Origin of the sequence: Streptomyces buecherae (assembly GCF_014295035.1) — a bacterium.
Lineage (GTDB): Bacteria > Actinomycetota > Actinomycetes > Streptomycetales > Streptomycetaceae > Streptomyces > Streptomyces youssoufiensis.
Genome location: NZ_CP060404.1, coordinates 4785963 through 4806663 on the forward strand (window position 1 = coordinate 4785963; position 20701 = coordinate 4806663).

Genomic DNA, 20701 nt, shown 5'->3' on the forward strand with positions numbered 1-20701 from the left:
GCGGGCCCGCCGCCGCGAGCGGCCGGCCCGGACACGGCACGGCCGTCGCGGAGGGCCCCGTACGCCTCCCGTACCCCTGGCTCACGCGTCGCGTACGCCCGCCGGACGCGCGCCGGACCCACCCTGGACGCCAGCCGGACCCGGCTCCGGGCAGCCCGGCGCGCGGGCGGAGCGGGCCGGCCCGGATGCCGACAGGGCGTCGGCGCGGGCCCGTCAGCGCGGCGTGCTGGGTCACTCGTTCGAGCTGCGTGACGGGAGGGTAGGGAGTGGGGGCACGGAAGACGGTCGGCGTGCTGGCGATGGCCGCTTAGCAGTTGGACGCCGTGCTGTCCATAGCCCCCGAGGGCGGGCGCTGTCGGCGCTCGCAGGTAGATTCGATAACGGGGGTGTGACAGCCCCAGGCAGGGAGGATGGCGCGCCGGCCGGTGGTCGGTGCCCGTCCGCTCCGACGACCAGCAGGAGTGATTCGTGTGGATCGTGTCGCGCTGCGCGGCCTGACGGCCCGTGGGCACCACGGCGTGTTCCCCGAGGAGCGCGCGAAGGGCCAGACCTTCGTCGTGGACCTGGTGCTCGGCCTGGACACGCGTCCGGCGGCGGCCGACGACGACCTCACGAAGACCGTGCACTACGGGGTCGTGGCCGAGGAGGTCGTGGCCGTGGTGGCGGGGGAGCCGGTGGACCTGATCGAGACGCTCGCCGAGCGGATCGCCCAGAAGTGCCTGGAGCACGCGGCGGTGCGCGAGGTCGAGGTCGTCGTGCACAAGCCGGAGGCCCCGATCACCGTTCCCTTTGACGACGTGACCATTACCATCACGCGGAGCCGAGTATGAGCAGCAGCGACCCGACCGTGCAGCCCGTCCCCTCCTCCGTGGTGGAACAGGTGGACGCCGCCGATGTGACCTTGTCCAACCCGAAGTGGGCGGTGATCTCGCTCGGCAGCAACCTGGGCAACCGCCTGGAGACCCTGCAGGGCGCGGTCGACGCCCTGGAGGACACGCCCGGCCTGCGCGTCAAGGCGGTGTCGCCGGTCTACGAGACCGAGCCGTGGGGCGTGGAGCCGGGGGCGCAGCCCACGTACTTCAACGCCGTCGTGCTCGTCAGGACCACCCTGCCCCCGACCTCGCTGCTCGATCGCGGCCAGGCCCTTGAGGAGGCGTTCGAGCGGGTGCGGGACGAGCGCTGGGGACCGCGCACACTGGACGTGGACATCGTGTCCTACCAGGACGTCGTCTCCGACGACCCGGTGCTCACGCTTCCGCACCCGCGCTGCCACGAGCGCGCCTTCGTTCTCGTACCGTGGCACGACGTGGAGCCGGAGGCGGTCGTTCCGGGGCGCGGACCGGTCGCCGAACTGCTGGCGCGGGTGGATCGTGGCGGTGTGGTGCCGCGTGTCGACCTGGAACTGCGGCTGCCTGAGTAGGCGTTGAGGTAGCTGGTGCCGCGTGCGAACGGCGGCGCCGGTGGAAGGGCGGTAGAGCGACGATGAGGGGCGACCACTCGGTGAGGCAACTTCGGATCGGGGTACTGGTCGGGCTCTTCGTCGTGGCCGGCGTCCTGTCGTGGGCGGGCGCCCGGCTCTGGGACTCCCTCGGCACCCTGCCGAGCGTGCCGCTGGCGGCCCCCATCGTGCTGGCGCTGATCGCCGTGGTGCTGGGGGCGACGGCCCTGTCGATGCGCTCCCGGCTCCAGGCCCAGCGCGAGCGGCGGCCCGGCGCGAAGGGCGTCGACCCGCTGGTGGCGGCCCGGGCGGTGGTCTTCGGGCAGGCCAGCGCCTTGGTGGCGGCGCTGGTCTCGGGGATGTACGGCGGCGTCGGCCTGTTCCTGCTTCTCAACGAACTCGACGTGCCGGCCCGCCGCGACCAGGCGATCTACGCCGCCGCCTCGGTGGTCGCCGGGGCGGCCGTGGTCGCGGTGGCGTTCTTCCTTGAGCGCGTCCTGAAACTCCCGGAGGACGACGACACCGACCCGCGCGGCGCGGCCCGGGCCTGACGCCCCTCGGGCCGGCCGCGCCTCCCGCCCGCTCGCGGCCCCGCGAGGACCGGAGCCCGGCCTGGGCCCGGCCCGCGCGGCCCGGAGCCCGGTCTGACCGCGGACCGCCTGCACCTGGGCCTGGCCCGCGCGGGTCTGAGCGCGGCCCGCGCGGGCACCGTACGCCCCGCTCGTCACCCCGGCCCGCCCACCAGGTCCGCCAGGTTCACCCTGGCCGGCAGACCGGCCAAGGCCACCAGGTGCACCCGGTTCACCGGGCCCGCCAGGGCCCTACGCGTCGGCGACCGTCTGGAGTTCGACGTCCGAGCGCGCGATGTCCTGGGCGTCCGCGTCGATGGAGCGGCGCAGGGCCTCGTGCAGCTTGGCCGGGGTGAGGACGCCGAGGAAGCGGTCGCCGTCCAGGACCGCGATCCAGCCCGCGTCGTGCTGGAGCATGGTGCTGAACGCCCGCTTGAGCGAGGAGCCGACCGGAAGCCACGCCTCCATCCGGCGGGCGTGCTCCCCCACGGTCCCCTCGCCGGCCGTGGCGGCCGCGTCGGCCACGATCCAGCCGTGCAGGTTGTCCTGGTCGTCCAGGACGACCGCCCACCGCGCGCCCTCGGCCGCGAGTCGGGCGGCGGCCTTCGGCAGCGGGTCCGTCAGGTGCACGATCGGCGGCTGCTCCAGGTCGCCCGGCTCGATCGGGGTGACCGTGAGCCGCTTGAGGCCACGGTCGGCGCCGACGAAGTCGGCCACGTACGGCGTGGCGGGCGAGCCGAGCACCGCGGCCGGGGCGTCGAACTGCTCGATGCGCCCCGCGCCGTAGACCGCGATCCGGTCGCCGAGCCGCACCGCCTCCTCGATGTCGTGCGTGACGAACAGCACCGTCTTGCGCACCTGCGCCTGGAGCCGCAGGAACTCGTTCTGCAGGTGCTCGCGCACGACCGGGTCCACCGCGCCGAACGGCTCGTCCATCAACAGCACCGGCGGGTCGGCCGCGAGCGCGCGGGCCACGCCGACGCGCTGCCGCTGGCCGCCGGAGAGCTGGTCGGGGTAGCGGTCGCCGTACACCGACGGGTCGAGGCCGACCAGGTCGAGCAGTTCCGCGGCCCGCGCGCCGGCCTTGCCGCGCTGCCAGCCGAGCAGGTGCGGCACGGTGGCCGTGTTCTCCAGGACGGTCTTGTGCGGGAAGAGGCCGACCTGCTGGATGACGTAGCCGATCCGGCGCCTGAGCTGGACCGGGTCGATCGTCGCGATGTCCTCGCCGTCCAGGAAGATCTGCCCGCTGGACGGCTCGATGAGCCGGTTGACCATCTTCATCGTGGTGGTCTTGCCACACCCCGACGGCCCGACGAGCGTGACCAGCTCCCCCTCCGCGACCTCGAAGGACAGGTCGGCGACCGCGGTGGTGCCATCGGCGTAGCGCTTGCTGACGTGCTCGAAGCGGATCATGGGTCCCCATTGTCGCCGTAGTCGTTGAAGAACATATTGCGCTCTCGTGGCGGTCTGGCTCGATTGTCAGTGCCCGGGGTTAGGGTCGCCAGGCATGGGACCGGCGCGGGCGAGACGCGCGGGGCATGGGACCGGCAGGTGCGGGGGAGGTAGGCGGTCATGAGTGCGAAGGGCTGTCTCGCGGCGAACGAGTGGATCTGCGGCGAGTACGTGCGGACGCGGAGCCAGGAGCTCACGGACGCGACGGTGCAACACGTGTGGATCACCGCGGTCTCCGTGGCCATCGGGCTGCTCGTGGCGTTCCCGCTGGCGCTGCTCGCCCGCCGCTGGCGGGCCGCGGCCGGCCCGGTGCTCGGCCTGACGACGGTGCTGTACACGGTGCCGTCGCTGGCCATGTTCGCGCTGCTGATGCCGGTGTTCGGGGTCTCGGCGGCGGTGGTGGTCACCGGGCTCGTGCTGTATTCGCTCACCATCCTGGTGCGCAACATCCTGGCCGGCCTCGAGTCGGTGCCGGCCGACGCGCGCGAGGCGGCGCGCGGCATGGGGTACGGGCAGGGGCGGCTGCTCTTCGAGGTGGAGCTGCCGCTGGCGCTGCCCGCGCTGATGGCGGGCGTGCGGATCGTGACGGTCTCCACCATCTCGCTGACCACGGTCGGCGCGATCGTCGGCTTCGGAGGCCTGGGCAACCTCATCTACGACGGCATGGACAGCTTCTTCAAGGCCCAGGTGCTCACGGCGTCCGCCATCTGCGTCGCCCTCGCGATCGTCGCCGACGTGCTGCTGCTCGGCGTGCAGAAGCTGCTGACGCCCTGGAACCGGGCCCGGGCCCGGGACGCCGGCGGCCGGACCGGCAGGCGGAACGGGACCCGGCGCGTGGCGCGCGCCGCGAAGGCGGGTTGAGGACATGGACGAGATCACCGGCGCCTGGGACTGGCTGACGACCGGCGCCAACTGGGCGGGCACCAGCGGCGTGTGGCACCGCCTGGGCGAGCACCTGTACCTCACCCTGGTGTGCCTGGCCATCTCCTGCGCCATCGCGCTGCCCGTCGCGCTCTACCTGGGCCACATCGGCAAGGGCGGCGCGCTCGCGGTCAACATCTCCAACGCCGGCCGCGCGGTGCCCACCTTCGCCGTGCTCGTGGTGCTGATGCTGACGCCGCTGGGCAAGCACGGGGACGTGCCGACCATCATCGCCCTGGTGCTGTTCGCGGTGCCGCCGCTGCTGACCAACGCGTACGTGGGGATGCGCGAGGCCGACCAGGACGTGGTCGAGGCGGCGCGCGGCATGGGCATGTCCGGCTGGCAGTTGCTGGGCCGGGTCGAGCTGCCGCTCGCCTTCCCGCTGATCATGACGGGGCTGCGGACGGCCGCCGTGCAGGTGGTGGCGACCACGACGCTGGCGGCGCTGCCCGGCGGCGGCGGACTCGGCCGCATCATCACGGCCGGCTTCAACACCTACAACACCGGCCAGGTGGTCGCCGGCGCGGTCCTGGTGGCGGGGCTCGCGCTGCTGGTCGAGGGCGTGTTGGTGGTCGCCGAGCGGCTGCTGAGCCCGCTGCCGGCGGCGGTGCGGGCGGCCAGGCGGCGCGCGGAGCGCGAGCGGCGCGCGGAGGACCGGGTGGCCCCGGCGACGGCGGTGAAGTTCGCCGCGGGCGGCACGGCCGCGATCGTCGCGCTCGCCGCGGTCGTCATCGGGTACGGCGGCAGGAGCCTGGAGGACTCCTCCGCCAGGGGCGGCGGCGGCAAGGGCTCGGTGGTGGTCGGCGCGGCCGGCTTCACCGAGTTCAAGATCATGGCCGAGCTGTACGCCCAGATACTGGACGACGCCGGCTTCTCCGCCTCGATCCAGCCACTCAAGGCCCGCGAGCTGTACGAGCCGGCGCTGGAGAAGGGCCAGATCGACGTGGCCCCGGAATACGCCGCCACGCTCGCCGAATTCCTCAACGCCAAGGAGAACGGCCCCGACGCGCCGGCGAAGAATCCCGTCGCCTCGGACGACACGGACAAGACCGTCGCGGCGCTCAAGAAGCTCGCCGAGCCCCGCGGACTGAAGGTGCTTTCCGCCGGCGACGCCATCGACCAGAACGCGTTCGCGGTCACCAAGGAGTTCGCCGAGAAGCACGATCTGACCACCCTCTCGGATCTCGGCGCGTCCAAACTCAAGATCAAATTGGCCGCGGGCGACGAATGCAGCCAGCGCCCGTTCTGCTCGCCCGGACTGAAGAAGACGTACGGCATCAATGTCACCGAGGTCGACCCCAAGGGCGTGGGCACGGTGCAGTCGAAGCAGGCGGTCAAGGACGGCACCGACGACATGCTGCTGACCACGACGACGGACGCCACACTGGAGGACTTCGGCCTCGTTCTGCTGGAGGACGACAAGGGCCTGCAAAACGCCGACAACGTCCTTCCCGTCGTCAACGCGAGGGACGCCGGCGGGGCCAAGTTGGAAGCCGTACTCGACAAGCTCACCCGGGTTCTGACGACCCAGGACCTGGCCGACATGAACCGCGCGGTGGACGCCGACCGGGAGAAGCCCGCGGATGTCGCCAAGGACTACCTGGAGAAGAAGGGATTGCTGAGTAAGTAACCGGGAGGGAACAGATCGCGGGGCGGGCAGCGCGACGCGACGTACGCACGGTAAGTTTCAGGCCATGCCACGTGGACGCCATCGTCATTCCCTGCCTCTGCACCGGCTGCTCCCACCGCTGGCCGTCGCGGGTGTGTCAACCGCCTGCGCCGCGGCTGCGTGGCTCGTCGGTGAACCCCTGCTGGTCCGCTCGTTGGCCACGGTCGCGGCGGTGGCCGCGATCGTCGGCGCCGTGCTGCTGCGCCGCTGGGACAGCGCGGCGGACAAGCGCCTCGCGGACCTGAACCGCGCCCGGCTGCGCGACGAGTGGCGGACCGAGGAACGCGTGGCGGAGCTGGAGGCGGACGCCGAGCGGGCCCGTGGCGCGCGCACCAAGCTGGACGCGAAGCTGCGCGCCAAGCGCGCCGAACTCGCCCGGCTGCGCAACGAGCACGCGGCGCTGCTCCGCCGGTACGCCACCGCCGAGACCGAGCGGGCCCGCACGCTGGAGGAGCGCCGCCGCCTCGCCCTTGGCACCCCGTCAGCCACCGCCGCCGCGCCGGACGGTGACGTGGTGGAGACCCCGGGGGCCTCGGTGGCCGTCGCGGCCGTGGCCGCCGCGCGGGGCGCCCGGGCCGACGCCGCCCGGCCGGCCGCCGGCCGCGAGCGGGCAGCCGCGACCGGTGGGGTGCCGACGATGCGGCTCACCGGCCTCCTCCAGCCCGCCGTGTACGAGCGGGCCGCCACGGCCCTGCGCGACCTCGCCCGCAACGCGGCCGAGCAGCGCGCGACCGTCGCGGCGACGGCTGCCGCGGTGACGGAGAGCGCGGTGACGGCTGGCGTCACGACGGCTGACGCGGCGACGGATGGCGCGGCGACGGGTGCCACGGTGGCCGTGGCCGGCGACACGATGGCCGGTGCCGAGCCGGTCGAGCAGGCGGTGCCGGCGGAGCCGGCCGGAAGCGTGGCGGCCGGCTCGGGCGACGCCCCCGGCCTGGCGACGGCGGAGCGGGCCACGGCGGACGCCGTGGTGGCGGACGCGGCGAAGGGCGGCACCGGCGCGGAAGCCACTGACGTGGCCGCCGACGTCGTCGCCGAGGCGGACGCCGACCCGGCCGTGGCTTCCGCTGCCGCCGCCGACGCCGCGGACGCCGCCGCCGACCGGGACGCCGTACGGGACACGCGGGACGCCGAGGCCGCCGAAGCCACCGAGCACGGTCGGGCCGATGGCGTGGCCGGGCTCGCGGGGCCCGCCACGGCTCCGATCGCCGCGGCCGTGGTGCCGCAGCCGGCGCAGCCCGCTCCGCAGTGGCGCCCGGCGTCGCGGGCCGTCGGCGGCTTCGACTTCTTCGGCAACGCGTCGGGGGCGCCCGCCGCCCGCCGTGCCGACGCGTTGGAGGACGACCTCGCGGACGTGGTCGGCGCCGAGGCCATCGCCGACCACGCGGCGCACGCGCGGGACGCCCAGCAGGCGCAGCACGCCCAGGGCACCCAGGAGGCCCAGGACGCGACCACCGCCAGCGCGGAGGACGCCGCGGACGACCGGGTCATCGACCTGACCGCGCACGACGAGACCGAGCAGATCGACCTGGCCGAGCTGCGCGGCGCCATCTCGTAACCCGCGCCGAGCGGCGCGCGCTGCGTGCGGAGCGCGGGCGGAGAGCGTGCGGAGAGTCGGAAAGCACGAAAGGGGCCCCGTGGCGGGGCCCCTTTCGGGTGTTTCTGGCTACTTGTCGATGTCGCCGACGACGAAGAACAGCGAGCCGAGGATGGAGACCATGTCGGCGACCAGCGTGCCGGGCAGCAGCTCCGTCAGCGCCTGGATGTTGTTGAACGAGGCGGAGCGGAGCTTGAGCCGGTAGGGGGTCTTCTCGCCCTTGGAGACCAGGTAGTAGCCGTTGAGGCCGAGCGGGTTCTCGGTCCAGGCGTACGTGTGGCCCTCGGGGGCCTTGAGCACCTTGGGCAGCCGCTGGTTGATCGGGCCCGGCGGGAGGTCGGCGATCCGGTCGAGGCAGGCTTCGGCGAGGTCGAGCGAGTTGTGCGTCTGGTCGAGCAGGCACTCGAAGCGGGCCAGGCAGTCGCCCTCGGTCCGGGTGACGACGCGCAGCGTGTCGCGCAGGTGCCCGTACGCGAGGTACGGCTCGTCCCGGCGGAGGTCGAAGTCGACGCCGGAGGCGCGGGCGATCGGGCCGCTGACCCCGTACGCGTGCACGGCCCGCGCGGACAGCACGCCCACGTCGCGGGTGCGGCCACGGAAGATCTCGTTGCCGAGGACGAGGTTGTCGTACACGTCCATCCGGGACTGGGCCTCGGTCACCGCGGCGCGGGCGCGGCCGAGCCAGCCGGCGGGCAGGTCCTCCTTGAGGCCGCCGACGCGGTTGTACATGAAGTGCATCCGGCCGCCGGAGATCTCCTCCATCACCGCCTGGAGCTGCTCCCGCTCGTGGAAGGCGTGGAAGACGGGCGTGATGCCGCCGAGTTCCAGCGGGTAGGAGCCGAGGAACATCAGGTGGTTGAGGACCCGGTTCAGCTCGGCGAGCAGGGTGCGGGTCCACACGGCGCGCTCGGGCACCTCCATGCCGAGCATCCGCTCCACGGCGAGCACCACGCCCAGCTCGTTGGAGAACGCGGAGAGCCAGTCGTGCCGGTTGGCGAGCATGATGATCTGGCGGTAGTCGCGCGCCTCGAAGAGTTTCTCGGCGCCCCGGTGCATGTAGCCGATGACCGGTTCGGCCCGCTCGATCCGCTCGCCGTCGATCACCAGCCGCAGTCGCAGCACGCCGTGCGTGGACGGGTGCTGCGGCCCGATGTTGAGCACCATGTCGGTGCTCTCCGCCGCCCCGCCGATGCCGACTGTCGTCTCCGTCATGGGCCCAGTCTCTCAGCTCGCCCGTGGCGGCCCGGACCCGTCCCGGGGCGGGGTCGGGAGCGAGAGCGGGAGGATGTCGGCGACGGCGACGGGGCCCACCGGCTGGCACAGCCAGCGGAAGTCGCCGAGCCCGGCGGGGTCGGTCAGCTCGGCCGCCTCGCCGGCCAGGCTCAGGGCCCGCAGGTAGCCGGTGGGATCGGTGCTGGCCCGCGCCAACGGTGGCCGCCGCCCCGCGAGGCCGAGCGCGCGCAGGGCGTCCCGCTGGGTGCGCAGCACGGGGGCCCCCGCGCGCGCCGCCCGCGCGCCCGCCGCCGCGCACGCGTCCAACGCGACGTGGGAGGTCAGGTCGCACGAGCCGTCCGGCACGGGGCGCACCTCGCGGCCGTCGCGGAAGCCGGTGAGGGTGCCGTACGGGGGGCGGGACGCGCGGGTGTGGGCGTAGTCGACGGCGACCGCGAGCCCGGCGTGGAGGCTGCGTACGGCGCGCGCCCAGGCGGCGTCCCGCGGCGCGCCCACCTCGGCCCGCGACCCGGGCTCGGCTCGCGGCCCGGGCTCGGCTCGCGGCTCCCGGTCGTCGTCCCGTACGGGCGCGATCCCGGGCTCGTCGTCCCGTACGGACTGGTCCCCCGACCCGTGGTCAGGCTCGGTGCCTGGCTCCGCCTCGGTCGCCCGTGGCCACGGCCACCAGTCGGCCAGCCAGGCGGCGTCGGCCGGCGGGACCGGGTCGCCCAGCTCCTCGGTGCCGTCCGGGGCCACCCGTACCTGGCGCGGCACGCCGTCCGGGTCCACCTCGACCACGTCCACCGGCACGTTGTCCAGCCACTCGTTGGCGATCAGCAGGCCGGTCAGCGAGCCGGGCGCGGGCAGGTCGTCGCGCCACGCGACGCGCGGGTCGACCCCGGCCGGCCGCCGCGCGCGCTCGACGGCGCACGGGCGCAGCCGGGCCACGAGGTCGCCGACGCCCGCGCCGGAGCGCTCGTCGGCGACCCGCTGGCCGGATGTGGTCAGCGCGTCCAGTACGCCGGTGAGGAGTTCGCCGCGGCCGGCGCCGATGTCGAGGAGGGCAAGTTCGGCGGGGTGGCCCAAGGCGGCGTCCACGCGGGTCAGCAGCGTGGCGACGGCCCGCGCGTACAGCGGCGAGGCGTGCACGGAGGTGCGGAAGTGGCCGGCCGGGCCCTCGGGGCGGTGGTAGAAGCCGCCCGGCCCGTACAGCGCCCGTTCGGTGGCGGCCCGCCACCCCGTACGCCCGGATGGCGCACCCGGCGGGGGCGGGCTCGCCGGCGCCCGGCCGCCCGCGCCCGCCGGCCCGATACCGCCGTCCCCGTGGGTCCCCTCGGCCCCCTCGCCTCCCTTGGCCTCGTTGGTCTCGCTGACCCCGCTGACCCCGCTGACCCCGCCGGCTTCGTCGGTCCCGTCGCCGGCCGTTCCGGGTTCCCGCGTCATGCCGCTGCCCTCCACCGGTGCTCCCGTCTTCCTCTTCGGCTGTCGTCCCGCCGGCCGACCGGCCCGGCACGACCATCCTGGGCCCCCGGGACAGGCAGGGCTCACCGGCCCGCTCGCCACGCGGCTGACCTGGGGTGATGTCGCGGCAGGAGGATCTCGCGGGAGCATACCGGGTGGTCGGTCTCCACCTTGGGGAGTACGCGGGGCCGTACCGGATCGACCGTCCGGTTGACCCCTGCACACACTTGACCTGCCTACGCTGGGTGACGTGCAGCGTCTCTACGATTTCCTCCGCAGGCACCCCACCGGTGTCGACAGCTTCTGGGCTGTCATGCTGGCGGGCCTCGCCCTGCTCTGGGTCGTGGAGGCGAGCATGGGGCGCGAGGTGCGCCTGGTGGCCGTCGTGCTCTGCGCGGTCCTGTGCGCGGCCACCGCGCTGCGCCGGCGCGCGCCGGAGAAGATGCTGCTGGTGGTCACGGCGGTGGGGCTGCTCCAGCTCGTGACCGACGTCGGCCTCAACCCGGCCGACTTCGCCATGCTGGTGGTCATCTACACCTGCGCGGCCAACGGCGCCCGCTGGTCCTCCTGGCTGGGACTGGTCGGCGGCCTGTGCGCGCCCACCATCGCCGCCGTGCGCTGGCCGCCCGAGGCCCAGACCCAGTGGCAGACCGTCGTCTCCGTGTGCTTCATGACGATCCCCTTCGCGCTGGCCTGGGTGCTCGGCGACTCGATCCGTACCCGCCGCGCGTACTACGCGCAGTTGGAGGAGCGCGCCGCGCGCCTGGAGCGGGAGCGGGAGGCGCAGGCGAAGGTGGCCGTCGCGGGCGAGCGTGCCCGAATAGCCCGCGAGCTGCACGACGTCGTCGCGCACAACGTGTCGGTCATGGTCGTGCAGGCCGACGGCGCCGCGTACGTACTGGACGCCGCGCCCGAACAGGCCAAGCAGGCCCTGGAGACGATCTCGGGGACCGGGCGGCAGGCGCTGGCCGAGATGCGCCGGCTGCTCGGCGTGTTGCGCACCGGGGAAAGCGAGGGCGGCGAGTACGTGCCCCAGCCGGGCGTCGAGCAGCTCACGGACCTCATAGAGCAGGTGCGGGGCGCCGGCCTTCCGGTCGACTTCAAGGTGGCGGGCGACCCGCGCCCGCTGGACAGCGGCGTGGAGCTGACCGCGTACCGCATCGTGCAGGAGGCGCTGACCAACACCCGCAAGCACGGCGGTGAGCACGTCGGGGCGACCGTCCGGCTCAGCTACGCCGACACCGAACTCGACCTGCTGATCGAAGACGACGGCCGCGGCGCGGGCCGCGAGCTGTACGAGACGGGCGGCGCCGACGGGCTCGGCCATGGCCTGATCGGCATGCGGGAGCGCGTCGGGATGGTCGGGGGCCGGCTCGACGCGGGGCCGCGCAACGGCGGCGGCTTCCGGGTCAGCGCGGTGCTGCCGCTCAAGCCGTCGAGGTGAGTGACGGTGGCCGGCGCGCGTACGGTTTCCCTGGCTCCGACGGCCACCACGCCCCGTCCCGGCCCCGGGCCCGCACCGCGCGCGTGCCGCACCGGCTCCCGCGCCGCTCCACCCGACCCGCCCCACCCCGCCTCGCCCCGCCCCGCCGCACGAACCCAAGCCGCACCCCGCCCGCCACAAGAAAGAGAACCGGACCGATGCCGATTCGCGTGATGCTCGTCGATGACCAGGCCCTGCTGCGGACCGGTTTCCGCATGGTGCTCGCGGCCCAGCCGGACATGGACGTCGTCGCCGAGGCCGGCGACGGCCTCGAAGCGTTGGAGGTGCTGCGGAGCACCGAGGTGGACGTCGTACTGATGGACGTCCGCATGCCGCGCCTGGACGGGGTGGAGGCCACCGCCCGCATCTGTCGCGCCGAGGGCGCACCCAAGGTGCTGATACTCACCACGTTCGACCTGGACGAGTACGCGTTCTCGGCGCTGAAGGCCGGCGCCGGCGGCTTCATGCTCAAGGACGTGCCGCCCGCCGAACTCCTCACCGCCATCCGCGCCGTGCACAGCGGCGACGCGGTCGTCGCGCCCAGCACGACGCGCCGGCTGCTCGACCGGTTCACGCCGATGCTGCCGAGCAGCGGCGCCGCCGAGGCGGAGCGGTCCGAGATCGGCAAGCTGACCGAGCGGGAGCGCGAGGTGATGATGCTCGTCGCCCAGGGCCTGTCCAACGGCGAGATAGCGGCTCGGCTGGTCCTCTCCGAGGCGACCGTGAAGACCCACGTGGGCCGCATCCTGACCAAGCTCGGCCTGCGGGACCGGGTGCAGGTGGTGGTGCTGGCGTACGAGACGGGCCTGGTGCGCGCGGGCGGCACGGCGCAGTAGCCGGTACGGGGCGGCTGGCGCGGCGGCCGGCCGGTCGGCGCGGCGACGCGTCAGCGCAGCAGGGCCTCCAGGAAGTCGGAGCCGAGGCGGGCCACGGACGCCAGGTCGAGTTGGTGCAGTACGTACCGGCCGCGCCGGCGGGTGGTCAGTAGGCCCGCCTTCTTCAGCACGGATATGTGCCGCGAGACCTCGGGCGCGGTGATGCCGTGCGCGTTGGCCAGCTCGCCGGTGGTGTGCGTGCCACGGGACAGCGTCCGGCACAGGTTCATGCGCACCGGGTGCGACACCGCGTCCAGCCGCCGCTGCACCAGCTCAAGCGCCTGCGGGCGCGGCAACTCCGGGGAGCCCACCGGGTAGTGCACGACGGGCTTCCAGCCCGGGGCGTGCAGGACCAGCAGGTGCGGCCAGCCGAACGCGGTCGGCACGAAGGTGATGCCGGCCCGCTCGCCCGGTTGCAGCGCGGTCGTCTGACCCGTCGCCAGCTTGTCCGCCACGATGCGCTGCCGCTCGGCGTCGAGGGTGAGCGCCGGGGAGACCGTGGCCAACGCCTCCGCGAGGCCCTTGCGCCGCAGCACCTCCGCCTTGTGCCGGGCGTCGGCGGCGAGTTGCACCCGCACGCGCTGCCAGGTGTCCCCGAAGAACGCCTGCTCACAGTCCTCGAAGAGGCGGCGCAGCCAGGCGCGTACGGCGGGCGGGTCGGCCAGCACCCGTTCCACGAACGCCGCCTGGCACGGGCCGCGCGCCGCCGCCCGCTCCCGGGCGCGGTCGCGCTCGTACGGGTCGTGCAGCGGGTTCGGCCGCGCGCGCCCGTAGCTGGCGGCGCAGGAGATCTCCAACGCGGCCGTGACGAACTCCTCGTCCGGCATCTGGTCGAGCCGGTCCAGGTCCTCGGCCAGGGTCGCGCCGGGGTTGTGCGGCAGCAGGATGTCGGAGCGCGTGGTGCGCCACAGGAACTCCGCCTCCTGGAGCCGGTCGGCCAGGTCGGGCTTGAGCGCGCAGGCGGTGGCGGTGGTCCAGTTGTGCAGCCCCGGGTGGTGTGCGGGCTCGGCCAGCGCGTGCAGCGCCGCGCCCAGTTCCGCCAGGGGCGACGGGGAGAAGACGATGCGTTCCGGGGACAGGCCCGCGATGTCGATGGTGACGCTCACAGACCTACTGTGCACTGTTCGCGGCCCAGCTCAGCGCACACTTGACGGCCTTCGTCAATCGAAGCGACGCGCTCGGCGGGGCTGTCGCAGGGTGAGGCCATGGACATCGCGCAGCAGTACGCACTGGACCTCTACCGCAGCGCGCGGCGGGGCGTGCCCGCGCCGCCCGCACCCGGCCGCCACGACTGGCGGGTGGCGGCTGAGGTGCGCGAGTACCGCAGGTTCCAGGCCGTGGTCGCGGAGCGCGCGATCGGCGTCGGCCTGGCCCCCCGCCTGCTGAGTGCCGCGCGCGCCACGCTGACCCGCTGGCTGCACCCCGCGACGAGCCGCGGCAGCACGGCCGCTCCCGGCACGCCGGCGCCCGCCGCGACCGAGGTCGCGCCGGTGCGCAGGGAACCCGCCCGCCCGGCGCCCCGGCGCGCGGCCGGCGGCGCGGCCACCGCCACCGGGGAGGGCGCCCGCGCGGCGGCCCCGGAGCGCGACCTGTGCGACGCGGGGGTGCGGCGCCGGCCGGCCGAGTAGCCGCGTAGCCCGTACGTTTCGCCCCGTACGTCACCTCCGTACGTCAGCTCCCGCGTACGTCCCGCCCTGTCCGTATGTCCCGCCCTCTCCCTATGTCCCGCGCGCGGGAGGTGGCGGCCGGAACGAGGGCGGGGCGGTGGTGGGAACGGGGCGAGAAGGGGGCCAGGTCGGGGCGGGGCGCGGGAGGGTGTGGGCGGCGTCGGACGGCGCGTCGCGCGGAGTTATCCACAGGCTCCGGGCGCACAAGGGGGCCGTCGCGGGCACTCGCGTAGCATGGCGCTCAATCGTCCGGTACCCCTCGCGGACTGGAACGGAAGGCCGTCGCTCCGTGAATCCACCCCACCTCCCAGACCCCCAGGACAGGCCCGCCCGGCTCACCGTCGGAGTCGTCGGCGCGGGCCGCGTCGGGCCCGCGCTCGCCGCCGCGTTGCGACTGGCCGGGCACCGCCCGGTGGCCGCGTCCGGCGTCTCCGACGCCTCGGTGCGCCGGGCCGCCGAGCTGCTGCCCGGGGTGCCCCTCGTGTCGCCCGCCGAGGTGCTGGCCCGCGCCGAGCTGGTGCTGCTCACGGTGCCCGACGACGTGTTGCCCGGCCTGGTCGAGGGCCTGGTCGAGACCGGCGCGGTGCGCCCCGGACAGCTCCTGGCGCACACCTCGGGGCGGTACGGGACGGGCGTGCTCGACCCCGCGCTGCGCGCGGGCGCGCTGCCGCTGGCGCTGCACCCGGCGATGACGTTCACCGGCACGGCCGTGGACGTGGAGCGGCTCGCGGGCTGCTCGTTCGGCGTCACCGCGCCCGAGGAGCTGCGGCTGGCCGCCGAGGCGCTGGTCATCGAGATGGGCGGCGAGGCGGAGTGGATCGCCGAGGAGGCCCGCCCGCTCTACCACGCGGCGCTGGCCATCGGCGCCAACCACCTGGTCACGCTGGTCGCCCAGGCCCGTGAGCTGCTCCAGGAGGCGGGCGTCGCCGCGCCGGGCCGGATGCTCGGCCCGCTGCTCGGCGCCGCGTTGGACAACGCGCTGCGCAGCGGCGACGCCGCGCTGACCGGCCCGGTCGCGCGCGGCGACGCCGGCACGGTCGCGGCGCACGTGGCCGAGCTGCGCCGGCGCGCGCCGCAGGTGGTGCCCGGCTATCTGGCCATGGCCCGTACGACGGCCGACCGCGCGCTCGCGCACGGCCTGCTCAAGCCGGAGCTGGCCGAGGACCTGTTGGGTGTGCTCGCGCACCAGGACGAGGACGGGCCGCCCGGCGGCGACGGCACGAGCAGTGCGAACGGTACGAGTGGAGGCGGCCGATGAGCCCGCGACGGTGGAGCGAGGCCGGCGCCGGCGGCCCCGACGTGGAGCTGTGCACCAGCGTCCGCGACTACGACGAGGCGCTGACCCCGCACGCGACGCCCGGCCGGACGGCCGTGGTGATGACGATGGGCGCGCTGCACGCGGGCCACGCCTCGCTGATCCGCGCCGCCCGGGCCCGGGTCGGCGACGAGGGCCTGGTCACGGTCACGGTCTTCGTGAACCCGCTCCAGTTCGGCGCGGGCGAGGACCTCGACCGCTACCCGCGCACGCTGGAGGCCGACCTGGAGCTCGCGGCGGAGGCCGGCGCGGACATCGTCCTCGCGCCGCCCGTGCGCGACGTGTACCCGGGCGGCGAGCCCGAGGTGCGCGTCACGGCGGGCCCGATGGGCGAGCGGTACGAGGGGGCGTCGCGCCCCGGCCACTTCGACGGGGTGCTCACGGTCGTCGCCAAGCTGCTCCACCTCACCCGGCCCGACGTGGCCTTCTTCGGCGAGAAGGACGCGCAGCAACTCGCCGTGATCCGGCGCATGGTCACCGACCTGAACTTCCCGGTCCGCGTCGTCGGCGTCCCGACCGTGCGCGAGGCGGACGGCCTCGCCCTCTCCAGCCGCAACCGCTACCTCGCGCCCGCCGAGCGCACCACGGCCCTCGCCCTGTCCAGGGCGCTGTTCGCGGGCCGCGACGCGCTGGCCACCGCGAGTGGCGCGCCCACGCCGGCCGCCGCCACCGACCCCGCGCCGAGCGCACCGGCGGACGCCCCCGCCGTGGACGTCACCGCGACTGGCGTGGCCACGCCGGACGCGTCCACGGTCGACGCACCCGGGGTGGGCGCGCCGGCCAGGGCCGTGCTGGCCGACGCCGCGCCGGGCGCCACGGGGACGCCGCTGCCGCGGCTGGTACGGGAGGCGGCGCGGGCCGTGTTGGCGGAGGCGGCCGACCACGATCCGCCGCTGGCCCTGGACTACCTGGCCCTGGTGGACCCGGCCGACTTCACCGAGGCCGGCGACGACTTCACGGGTGAGGCCGTGTTGGCGGTCGCCGCCCGGGTCGGCGCCACCCGCCTCATCGACAACGTCCGCCTGGAGTTCCCGCAGCGGGGAGTCAGACCATGACGCGTACGGAACCCATGACGCGTACGGAACGCGGCGAGCCCGTCGTGCCCGCGACCACCGGCGAAGCCGGCGCGCCCGGTGGGCCCGTGCCCGGGACCCGCCCGCGGCTGCACGCGCCCGCGCCCGGGTGGGCGATCGACGCCGACGTGGTGGTCGTCGGCTCCGGCGTGGCCGGCCTGACGGTCGCGCTGCGCTGCGCCGCCGCGGGCGCCTCGGTCACCGTCGTCACCAAGGCCCGGCTGGACGACGGCTCGACGCGCTGGGCGCAGGGCGGCGTGGCCGCGGCGCTGGGCGAGGGGGACACGCCCGAGCAGCATGAGGCCGACACGCTCGTCGCCGGCGCCGGGCTCTGCGACCAGCAGGCCGTGCGCGCCATGGTCACCGAGGGCCCCGGCGCCGTGTACCGCCTGATCGGCACCGGAGCCCGCTTCGACAGCGACGCCGACACCGGCGAGATCCTGCTCACCCGCGAGGGCGGCCACCACCGCCGCCGCATCGTGCACGCGGGGGGCGACGCGACCGGGGCGGAGATATCCCGCGCCCTGGTGGACGCCGTGCGCGCGGCGGGCACGCCCGGGGCGGCCGGCACCGCGCCGGCCGGGGGCCGCATCGAGACCATCGAGAACGCCCTCGTCCTCGACCTGCTGACCGACGAGGCCGGCCGGGCCGCCGGCGTGACCCTGCACGTCATGGGGGAGGGCCGGCGGGACGGCGTCGGGGCCGTGCGGGCGCGCGCGGTCGTGTTGGCCACCGGCGGCATGGGCCAGGTCTTCTCGGCCACCACCAACCCGCCCGTCTCCACCGGCGACGGCGTCGCGCTCGCGCTGCGCGCCGGGGCCGAGGTCTCGGACCTGGAGTTCGTCCAGTTCCACCCGACGGTGCTCTGGCTCGGCCCGGAGGCCGAGGGGCAGCAGCCGCTGGTCTCCGAGGCGGTGCGCGGCGAGGGCGCGTACCTCGTGGACGACGAGGGCACCCGCTTCATGGTCGGGCAGCACGAGCTGGCGGAGCTGGCGCCGCGCGACATCGTCGCCAAGGGCATCATGCGCCGCATGCGCGAACGCGGCACCGACCACGTGTACCTGGACGCCCGGCACTTCGGCGCGGCCATGTGGGAGCAGCGCTTCCCCACCATCCTCGCCGCGTGCCGCGCGCACGGCATCGACCCGGTGACCGAGCCCATCCCGGTCGCGCCCGCCGCCCACCACGCCAGCGGCGGCGTACGGACCGACCTGCGCGGCCGTACGACGGTCGCGGGCCTGTACGCGTGTGGAGAGGTCGCCTGCACGGGCGTCCACGGCGCCAACCGGCTGGCCTCCAACTCGCTCCTCGAAGGTCTGGTCTTCGCCGAGCGGATGGCCGCCGACATCGCCACGCGGATCGCCGATGCCAGCGCCGCGCCCGGCGCGGCCCCGAGCCGGACCGCCCCGGCCCCGGCCACCGCGCGCGCCGGCGCGCCGGAGTCCGCCCCCGGCCGCGCCGACGCGCCGGCGGCCACCCCGCTGCTCGCGCCGGAGGCCCGGTTCACGGTGCAGCGCGTCATGACGGCGGGCGCCGGTGTGCTGCGCTCGGCGGAGAGCCTGGGCCGGGCCGCCGAGCAGCTCGACCGCCTGCACGAGGACGCCGCGCGGGCGCTGGAGGCCGACGGCAAGACCGCGGAGCCGGGCGTCGAGACGTGGGAGGCGACCAACCTGTTGCTGGTCGCCCGGGTGCTGGTGGCCGCCGCGCTGCGGCGCGCCGAGACCCGTGGCTGCCACTGGCGCGAGGACCGCCCGGACCGGGACGACGCCACCTGGGGCCGGCACCTGCTGGTCACCCTGCGCCCGGACCGTACCCTCGCGGTCCGCACCACGGCCGGCACGGCCTTCCCGCCCGTCGACTACGGCCCCGGCCGCGCGGCCACCCAGGGCCCGCCCGCAGCCGCGGGCGCGCCCGCCCCGTCCCCCGCCCCCGCCCCCGCCCCCGCCGACGACGTCAGCACCAACGAGCCCACCCAGGAGTCGTGACCGTGAGCACTCCCGACGACAACCCGCGCCCAGTGGACCTCCCGCTGTCGCAGACCGGCGGTTCCGCAGCCGCCGGGGGAGCGGGGGAGACCGGCGGCTGCGGCGACGGCTGCGGCTGCGGCGGCGCCGACGGCGCGTACGAGCTGGACCCGCTGGAGTGCGGGCTCGACCCGGACCTCGCGGCGCTGCTGGTCGCGGCCGGGCTCGACCCGGTGCAGGTCGAGGACATCGCGCACGTGGCGATCGAGGAGGACCTCGACCGTGGCGTGGACGTCACCACCGTCGCGACCATCCCCGAGGACGCGGTCGCCACCGGCGACTTCACGGCCCGCGAGGCGGGCACCGTGGCCGGCCTGCGCATCGCCGAGGCGATCCTGTCGGTGGTGTGCACCGACGCGTTCGAGGTCGAGCGGCACGCCGAGGACGGCGACCGGGTCGCCCCGGGCGACAAGCTGCTGTCCGTCCGCACCCGCACCCGCGACCTGCTGACCGGCGAGCGCAGCGCGCTCAACCTGCTGTGCCGGCTGTCCGGCATCGCGACCGCGACCCGCGCCTGGGCCGACGCGCTGGCGGGCACCGGCGCCGCCGTCCGCGACACCCGCAAGACCACCCCCGGCCTGCGCGCCCTGGAGAAGTACGCGGTCCGCTGCGGCGGCGGCGTCAACCACCGGATGTCCCTGTCGGACGCGGCGCTGATCAAGGACAACCACGTGGTGGCCGCCGGCGGCGTCGCGGCGGCGTTCACGGCGGTACGGGACGCCTTCCCCGGGCTGCCGATCGAGGTCGAGGTGGACCGCCTCGACCAGATCGAGCCGGTCCTCGCCGAGGGGGCCGAGCTGATCCTGCTCGACAACTTCACCCCGGAGCAGACCCGCGAGGCGGTCGCCCTGGTCGCCGGCCGGGCCAAGCTGGAGTCCTCCGGCCGGCTCACGCTGGACAATGCCCGCGCGTACGCGGACACCGGCGTCGACTACCTCGCGGTCGGCGCCCTCACCCACTCGTCGCCCATCCTCGACATCGGCCTCGACCTGCGAGAGGAGGGCTGATGCTGCTCACCATCGACGCCGGCAACACGCACACCGTGCTCGGCCTGTTCGACGGCGAGGAGATCGTCGAGCACTGGCGCATCTCCACCGACGCCCGCCGCACCGCGGACGAGTTGGCCGTGTTGCTGCACGGCCTGATGGGCATGCACCCGCTGCTCGGCGAGGAGTTGGGCGACGGCATCGACGGCATCGCCATCTGTTCCACCGTCCCCTCGGTCCTGCACGAGCTGCGCGAGGTCACCCGCCGCTACTACGGCGACGTGCCGGCCGTGCTGGTGGAGCCGGGCGTCAAGACCGGCGTGCCGATCCTGATGGACCACCCCAAGGAGGTCGGCGCGGACCGGATCATCAACGCGCTGGCGGCGGTGGAGCTGTACGAAGGGCCGTGCGTGGTCGTGGACTTCGGCACGGCGACGACGTTCGACGCGGTCAGCGCGCGCGGCGAGTACGTCGGCGGCGTCATCGCCCCCGGCATCGAGATCTCCGTGGAGGCGCTCGGCGTCAAGGGCGCCCAGCTCCGCAAGATCGAACTGGCCCGGCCGCGCAGCGTCATCGGCAAGAACACGGTCGAGGCGATGCAGTCCGGCATCCTGTACGGCTTCGCGGGCCAGGTGGACGGCGTCGTCGCGCGCATGGCCCGCGAGTTGGCCGACGACCCCGACGACGTCACGGTCATCGCCACCGGCGGCCTGGCGCCGCTGGTCCTCGGCGAGGCGTCGGTCATCGACGAGCACGAACCCTGGCTGACCCTGATAGGGCTGCGCCTGGTGTACGAGCGCAACGTCTCCCGCACCTGACCTGACCTGAGCGGGGCCTGCCGGTCGGGCGCGCGCGTCGCGCCGCGCGCGCCCGGGCGCATTCCGGATGCGCTTTTCCCAGCGGTCGCAATGGTCCGGTCCTGGGCGGGCGGCCCGGGCCCACGGTGTGCGTTCTCCGGG

Annotated in this window: 18 protein-coding genes and 1 pseudogene; 15 read left to right on the forward strand and 4 right to left on the reverse strand. The window is 75.0% G+C overall.

Translation table 11 applies throughout. From position 1 onward, the window contains the following. Positions 1-470: 470 nt before the first annotated feature. The 3 genes from folB to H7H31_RS18630 all read left to right on the forward strand — a co-directional run bounded on the left by folB (position 471) and on the right by H7H31_RS18630 (position 1989). Complete coding sequence (folB, locus tag H7H31_RS18620; protein WP_232544128.1) at positions 471-830, forward strand: dihydroneopterin aldolase; 360 nt, start codon at positions 471-473, stop codon at positions 828-830. Beyond that, positions 827-1420 (forward strand): 2-amino-4-hydroxy-6-hydroxymethyldihydropteridine diphosphokinase, encoded by a 594-nt coding sequence (gene folK, locus H7H31_RS18625; protein ID WP_176162496.1) that lies wholly within the window; start codon positions 827-829, stop codon positions 1418-1420. Before folB ends, folK begins: the two co-directional genes overlap by 4 nt. An 80-nt stretch (positions 1421-1500) precedes the next feature. Further along, a complete protein-coding gene (locus tag H7H31_RS18630; protein WP_176162495.1) occupies positions 1501-1989 on the forward strand; it encodes a DUF3180 domain-containing protein in 489 nt (162 codons plus the stop codon). A 270-nt stretch (positions 1990-2259) separates the two neighbouring features. Here the strand turns inward: H7H31_RS18630 and H7H31_RS18635 are convergent, their stop codons facing one another. Next, positions 2260-3420 (reverse strand): ABC transporter ATP-binding protein, encoded by a 1161-nt coding sequence (locus H7H31_RS18635; protein WP_187063287.1) that lies wholly within the window; start codon positions 3418-3420, stop codon positions 2260-2262. A 159-nt stretch (positions 3421-3579) separates the two neighbouring features. Here H7H31_RS18635 and H7H31_RS18640 point away from each other — a divergent pair, with 159 nt between their 5' ends. From H7H31_RS18640 to H7H31_RS18655, 4 genes and pseudogenes are all read left to right on the forward strand, one after another. Further along, positions 3580-4320: an ABC transporter permease gene (locus H7H31_RS18640; protein WP_176162493.1), complete on the forward strand. Its 741-nt coding sequence runs from the start codon at positions 3580-3582 to the stop codon at positions 4318-4320. Positions 4321-4324: 4 nt separating this feature from the next. Continuing rightward, positions 4325-4936: pseudogene (locus H7H31_RS18645) on the forward strand (ABC transporter permease); the annotation flags it as partial. 102 nt (positions 4937-5038) lie between these two features. Next, positions 5039-6010: an ABC transporter substrate-binding protein gene (locus H7H31_RS18650; RefSeq protein ID WP_372455978.1), complete on the forward strand. Its 972-nt coding sequence runs from the start codon at positions 5039-5041 to the stop codon at positions 6008-6010. Positions 6011-6074: 64 nt separating this feature from the next. Next, positions 6075-7607: a hypothetical protein gene (locus H7H31_RS18655; RefSeq protein ID WP_187063288.1), complete on the forward strand. Its 1533-nt coding sequence runs from the start codon at positions 6075-6077 to the stop codon at positions 7605-7607. A gap of 108 nt (positions 7608-7715) precedes the next feature. Here the strand turns inward: H7H31_RS18655 and H7H31_RS18660 are convergent, their stop codons facing one another. After that, positions 7716-8858 carry an NADH-quinone oxidoreductase subunit D gene (locus H7H31_RS18660; protein WP_187063289.1) on the reverse strand — a complete coding sequence of 381 codons (1143 nt, stop codon included), beginning with the start codon at positions 8856-8858 and terminating at the stop codon, positions 7716-7718. Between the two features lie 12 nt (positions 8859-8870). Continuing rightward, positions 8871-10301 (reverse strand): SAM-dependent methyltransferase, encoded by a 1431-nt coding sequence (locus H7H31_RS18665; protein WP_187063290.1) that lies wholly within the window; start codon positions 10299-10301, stop codon positions 8871-8873. 268 nt (positions 10302-10569) lie between these two features. Here H7H31_RS18665 and H7H31_RS18670 point away from each other — a divergent pair, with 268 nt between their 5' ends. Together H7H31_RS18670 and H7H31_RS18675 are read left to right on the forward strand one after the other, a co-directional pair. After that, complete coding sequence (locus H7H31_RS18670; RefSeq protein WP_187063291.1) at positions 10570-11763, forward strand: sensor histidine kinase; 1194 nt, start codon at positions 10570-10572, stop codon at positions 11761-11763. Positions 11764-11960: 197 nt separating this feature from the next. Then, positions 11961-12638: a response regulator gene (locus H7H31_RS18675; protein ID WP_176162488.1), complete on the forward strand. Its 678-nt coding sequence runs from the start codon at positions 11961-11963 to the stop codon at positions 12636-12638. Between the two features lie 50 nt (positions 12639-12688). Here the strand turns inward: H7H31_RS18675 and H7H31_RS18680 are convergent, their stop codons facing one another. Further along, the gene (locus H7H31_RS18680) at positions 12689-13783 is read right to left on the reverse strand and encodes a DUF5937 family protein (RefSeq protein ID WP_187059774.1); all 1095 of its coding nucleotides are present in this window, start codon (positions 13781-13783) and stop codon (positions 12689-12691) included. 99 nt (positions 13784-13882) lie between these two features. Between H7H31_RS18680 and H7H31_RS18685 the strand changes: the two genes are divergently transcribed. From H7H31_RS18685 to H7H31_RS18710, 6 genes are all read left to right on the forward strand, one after another. After that, positions 13883-14305 carry a hypothetical protein gene (locus tag H7H31_RS18685; protein ID WP_187059775.1) on the forward strand — a complete coding sequence of 141 codons (423 nt, stop codon included), beginning with the start codon at positions 13883-13885 and terminating at the stop codon, positions 14303-14305. A 328-nt stretch (positions 14306-14633) separates the two neighbouring features. Further along, entirely contained in the window at positions 14634-15602 is a 969-nt protein-coding gene (locus tag H7H31_RS18690; protein WP_187060113.1) for a Rossmann-like and DUF2520 domain-containing protein, read from the forward strand. Beyond that, positions 15599-16714, forward strand: a complete 1116-nt coding sequence (panC, locus tag H7H31_RS18695) for a pantoate--beta-alanine ligase (protein ID WP_187060114.1) — start codon at positions 15599-15601, stop codon at positions 16712-16714. The genes H7H31_RS18690 and panC overlap by 4 nt, the downstream gene beginning before the upstream one ends. Further along, entirely contained in the window at positions 16711-18717 is a 2007-nt protein-coding gene (locus H7H31_RS18700) for an L-aspartate oxidase (RefSeq protein ID WP_269475457.1), read from the forward strand. Before panC ends, H7H31_RS18700 begins: the two co-directional genes overlap by 4 nt. Before the next feature lie 2 nt (positions 18718-18719). Further along, positions 18720-19763, forward strand: a complete 1044-nt coding sequence (nadC, locus tag H7H31_RS18705; protein ID WP_187059938.1) for a carboxylating nicotinate-nucleotide diphosphorylase — start codon at positions 18720-18722, stop codon at positions 19761-19763. After that, positions 19763-20560: a type III pantothenate kinase gene (locus H7H31_RS18710; RefSeq protein WP_176162482.1), complete on the forward strand. Its 798-nt coding sequence runs from the start codon at positions 19763-19765 to the stop codon at positions 20558-20560. Before nadC ends, H7H31_RS18710 begins: the two co-directional genes overlap by 1 nt. Positions 20561-20701: the final 141 nt, after the last annotated feature.